This window comes from Mesorhizobium sp. M7A.T.Ca.US.000.02.2.1, assembly GCF_003996995.1.
Classification (GTDB): domain Bacteria; phylum Pseudomonadota; class Alphaproteobacteria; order Rhizobiales; family Rhizobiaceae; genus Mesorhizobium.
Map to the genome: position 1 here is coordinate 1 of NZ_RZTT01000474.1, position 4,284 is coordinate 4,284.

6 protein-coding genes and 1 pseudogene are annotated in these 4,284 nt (G+C 62.7%); 4 read left to right on the forward strand and 3 right to left on the reverse strand.

The window, feature by feature from the left end:
* Positions 1-700: EAL domain-containing protein (locus EOD15_RS29650; protein ID WP_148129695.1), on the forward strand; the 700-nt coding region annotated here is incomplete at its 5' end.
* A 266-nt stretch (positions 701-966) separates the two neighbouring features.
* Complete coding sequence (locus tag EOD15_RS29655) at positions 967-1,575, forward strand: glutathione S-transferase family protein (protein ID WP_127322770.1); 609 nt, start codon at positions 967-969, stop codon at positions 1,573-1,575.
* Between the two features lie 202 nt (positions 1,576-1,777).
* On the opposite strand, the gene EOD15_RS29660 is transcribed toward EOD15_RS29655, so the two are convergent.
* Positions 1,778-1,978, reverse strand: coding sequence for a hypothetical protein (locus EOD15_RS29660; protein WP_027039317.1), 201 nt, complete (start codon positions 1,976-1,978; stop codon positions 1,778-1,780).
* 269 nt (positions 1,979-2,247) lie between these two features.
* The gene (locus tag EOD15_RS29665) at positions 2,248-2,460 is read right to left on the reverse strand and encodes a cold-shock protein (protein WP_010910991.1); all 213 of its coding nucleotides are present in this window, start codon (positions 2,458-2,460) and stop codon (positions 2,248-2,250) included.
* Positions 2,461-2,755: 295 nt separating this feature from the next.
* Here EOD15_RS29665 and EOD15_RS29670 point away from each other — a divergent pair, with 295 nt between their 5' ends.
* Positions 2,756-3,085 carry a hypothetical protein gene (locus EOD15_RS29670; RefSeq protein ID WP_023809723.1) on the forward strand — a complete coding sequence of 110 codons (330 nt, stop codon included), beginning with the start codon at positions 2,756-2,758 and terminating at the stop codon, positions 3,083-3,085.
* 13 nt (positions 3,086-3,098) lie between these two features.
* Here EOD15_RS29670 and EOD15_RS29675 read toward each other — a convergent pair whose 3' ends face one another.
* A complete protein-coding gene (locus EOD15_RS29675; RefSeq protein WP_127381720.1) occupies positions 3,099-3,668 on the reverse strand; it encodes a methylated-DNA--[protein]-cysteine S-methyltransferase in 570 nt (189 codons plus the stop codon).
* Positions 3,669-3,849: 181 nt separating this feature from the next.
* Here EOD15_RS29675 and EOD15_RS29680 point away from each other — a divergent pair.
* A pseudogene (locus tag EOD15_RS29680) lies at positions 3,850-4,284 on the forward strand (lytic transglycosylase domain-containing protein); the annotation flags it as partial.

A 4,284-nucleotide genomic window follows, 5' to 3' on the forward strand; every position in this document is an offset into this window, starting at 1 on the left:
CAAAGCCCGGATCGTGCCGCACCGTGCCGGCCGCCCCGGCGCGCCGAAGGTGTTCTTTGAAAGCGTTGCCGTCTCGGACCGGCTTTTTGTGGAAACTATGTGCCGGGCGCTGCATCTCAGGAATTTCCGCAACATCGGCGTCGACGGGCTCGACCTGTTCTTCAACTACAACCCGTTGATCAACGACCATGCCGGGCGGGCAATGGCCGAGATTCGCCTGATGACCAGGCATCTCGGCGAGTTCGGCCTGGCGCCGGCCATGCTGGTCTGCGAAATCACCGAACAGGCGGCGGACGACGCGCTTCTCGTGCGGCTGGTGCGCGAAATGCGGCGCGACGGCATCCGCATCGCCATAGACGATTTCGGCACCGGGCACTCGACCGAGGAGCGGGTGAGCCTGCTCAAGCCCGACATCGTCAAGATCGACGGCACCTGGTTCGCGGAGTTCTGCCGCCACGCTGCCGCCGAACGGTTCTTCCGCCCGCTGGTTTCCAGCCTGCATGACCGCGGCGCCAAGGTGCTGGTCGAAGGCATCGAGCAGCCCACCCATCTGCGCGTCGCGCTCGAAGGCGGCGTCGACCTGCTGCAGGGTTTTCTCCTTGCCCGTCCGGCCTTGGCCGGCACGGTATTCGAGGAGAAACCGCTGGTCATCGATGCGCTGCTGGGCCGGGACAGCAAGGTCGTGCCCCTCTTTGGCTAGGGCATGTCGATATTCAGGTGATGCCGGCCTGCAAACGGCGGCTTCCTGCGCTTCCGGTGCTCACGTACTTAAGTACGCTCCGCTCCGGTTCTCGGAACCCACCGTTTTCGGCTCGGCCTGACCTGAATCTCAACATGCCCTTCAACGGCCTCAGATTTTCGGCGATTCACACATCAGCGGCGCTGATCGTCGTACCAAAACAAATCATTGGTTGAGACCGCGGCCGCTGCGATAATCGCGCGGAGACAGTGCTCCGGGGAACAGCCATGATACTTTACGGCATGATCGACAGCGGCAATTGTTACAAGCCGCGCCTGCTGATGGCCAAGCTTGGCCTTGGCTTTACCAATGTCGAAGTGAGTTCGCACACCGGCGATACGCGCAAAGCCGACTTTGTCGCCAAGAATCCGAATGCTATGGTGCCGCTGCTCGAGTTCGACGATGGCCGGCGGCTGGCCGAATCCAACGCCATCCTGCTCTATCTCGCCGAAGGCACACGCTTCCTGCCGGCGGACAGGTATGAGCGTGGGCTTGCCTATCAATGGCTATTCTTCGAGCAATACAGCCACGAGCCTTACATTGCCGTGCGCAAGGCGCTGCTGACCTTCCCCGAACGTGCTGGGGATGCGACCCCGGAGCGGCTGGCGGTGACGCTGGAGCGCGGCAACAAGGCGCTCGGCGTGATGAACAGGCATCTGGAAAACAATGCCTTCTTCGCCGGCAGCGCGCTCAGCGTCGCCGACATCGCGCTCTATGCCTATACGCATACGGCGGAGCAGGGCGGCTTCCAGCTCGACGCCTATCCGGCGGTGGCGGCCTGGCTTGGCCGAGTGGAAGCGGATCCGGGGCATGTGCTGATCGGGTGGATGGGGTAGTTTGTCCCGCGCCAGGTGGGCGGATGGGTAGCTACTTCAAGAGATGATCATAGTCCGCATGGGTGCCGATCCAGAACCAGATCACATCATCGTTGGTGCGGGTGGCAACAGTCCGGTAATTGTCGTCAACTCGCGCAGACCAGTAGCGTCCGACCTGTTTGAAATGCAGCGAGGGATCAAAAGGATGGGGAGGCGACGTGATTCACAGAGGCCGCGTCCGACCAGCGCGATGGTCCGTCAGTGCCTGTTCGGCAAGCTTATCCAATCGGCCGGCTTTCGCATCGGCCTCGATCTGCCGATCCCACATATCCTCCCGAAGCGCTTCGAACCAGGCAGCAAACGCCTTCAGTTCTTCAGGGCTCAGTTCCGCAACGGATTTTTCAATTTGCTCAAGCTTGGTCATGGCCGAATGATACCACTACTAGGCTAAAAGTACCACCGGTGGGACTGTAGCGCACGTTGCAGCACCTAACCCCAGACAGCAAAAAGGCGGGATAAATCCCGCCTTCCATGCTTGGTAGCCTGATCGGGAGGGTCCGGTCCGGGCTGGCAGCTATCTGCTGATCCAGCTTGTCGGGTCTTTCCGCTCCAGCGCGCTTCTCGCGCGACTGTCAGTACATCCGTGACTTGCCGCGCGCCCCGAGCTCTCGCCCGGCGCGCGCTATCGCAAAATCAGGCTGCCTTGCTCAGAGATCCAGCGGACGACTTGCCAGTGCGGCGGTCCTGCTCGATCTCGAAGTTGATCTTCTGGCCTTCGACCAGGGTCGACAGTCCAGCACGCTCAACAGCGGAGATGTGGACGAAAACGTCCGCGCCGCCCGCGTCAGGCTGAATGAAGCCGAAGCCCTTGGTGGCGTTGAACCACTTGACCGTTCCAGTTGCCATTTAGATAGTCCTTCACATTTGCTTTAGATTGACCGGACCGAGGTCCAGCCGGTGTGCATCGAGATTTTGGAGATAGACGTCAGCAAACGCGATTATCGCGAGGCCCGGATCGATCGGCCGAAATATCAATGGAAGGCATATAGGCTGCTTTCGCACGAAAAACAAGACTGCGTGAGAAAGCCGTGATGAGGGCGCCGCCCAATGGCCGCCCCAATCGCGTGAGAGCGTCGCGATGATCGGAGCCTGTGGGCGCTCGATCCACACCCGCTTGGGAGGGGATCTTGGGGAGAGGACCATGAAAATCATTCTGCTTGCCGCCTGCCTGACGCTTGTCGCCGCTCAGGCGCAGGCGATCTCGCGCTACGACCCGACGCGTATGAGCTGCGGCAAGGTTCAGGGGACGATCGCCCGGCAAGGGGCGGTCATCCTGCGCTACCAGTCGAAGCGGGTGCCGGGACTGCCGCTCTACGACCGCTATGTGCAGAGCCAGCGATTCTGCAGCATGGGCGAGGTGAGGACACGGGCCTACGTGCCGAGCGCCGACACAAAGTCCTGCCCGGTCTACAACTGCAAGCGGCCGGACAATGACCGGCATTTCCGCCGGCGGTTCTTCCACAACAACTAGGCACCTGCCTACATCAAAACCCGAACGACACCTGCGCTGGTGGCGGAGGGCCGACGCGCACGCCTTCCATGGCCAGCATCTTCTCCTTGGTGATCGATCCGCCGGGCGCCGAGAAGCCGCCGATCTTGCCGCCGGCGGCAAGGATGCGATGGCAAGGGATGACCAGCGGCACCGGATTTGAGCCAAGGGCGGCCCCGGTTTCGCGGGCGAGCCCGGCATGGCCGGCGGTTTTGGCCAGCTCGCCATAGGTGGTGGTTTCGCCGAAGGAGAGTTTTCGCGCGGCGTCGTAAATGGCGAGGCGGAAATCGTCGACGCCGTCGAGATCGACCGGCACGGCGGAGAAATCGATGTCCTCGCCCGCCGCATAGGCCTTGATCGCCGCGATCAGCTCGACCACCCATGGCGGCTGCGCCGTGGCACTGGAAACGCCGCCATGGCGCAGCAGGCGCCGCTCCACCGCCTCGCGGCTGCGTTCGGGCAGGCAGAGCCGGATCAGGCCCTTTTCGCTCCAGGCAATGCCCATGAAACCGATCACTGTTTCTAACACTGCGTGGCCGGCCGTGATCGAAACTGTCGTGACCATGATGCGTTCCTTCCCGCAAAGTGGCGAAATCCGGGATTCGTTCCGGTACATATCCGGAACAATATGGCATCACCGCCTGCGTCTCGCCACCCGAAAACCACCTGAGCGCCCCGATTGCCCGGCCTGAATCGCTGGTGTAAGGAATTTCTTAACAACCCGACAAACCGGACCCGAGCGCGGCTTGCCAGCAAAACTCAACCTTATCGAGATCGGCGTGATCCTGGCCGCCGTCGGCATCAGCGGCTGCACGTCGACCTCGCAGATGAAGTCCGCGCCTGCTCTCACCGAAACCGCGACCGTCGCCGGCACTGGCGCCGGCTTCACCGTGCCGCTGCCGGAGACAGTTTCGGTGCTGCCGGAATCATCAGGGATCGCCCCCGTTCAGACGGCCGAGCTGCCGCTCGATCCCGCCGCACAGCCGGCTGCGGCGACCGCCGCTTTTGCCGGATCGACACCGGCGGCACCAGCCGTGCCCGCGGTGATGGCCGCCAATGCCTGGCAGGCGCCGCCACCAGCAAATGCGAGCAAGCCGGTCAAGGCGGCCGAGACCTATACGACCGCGGGGCTGGTCGTGCCGGCAACCGCCAAGGGCGATCGCATGCCCGGCGTCCAGCAG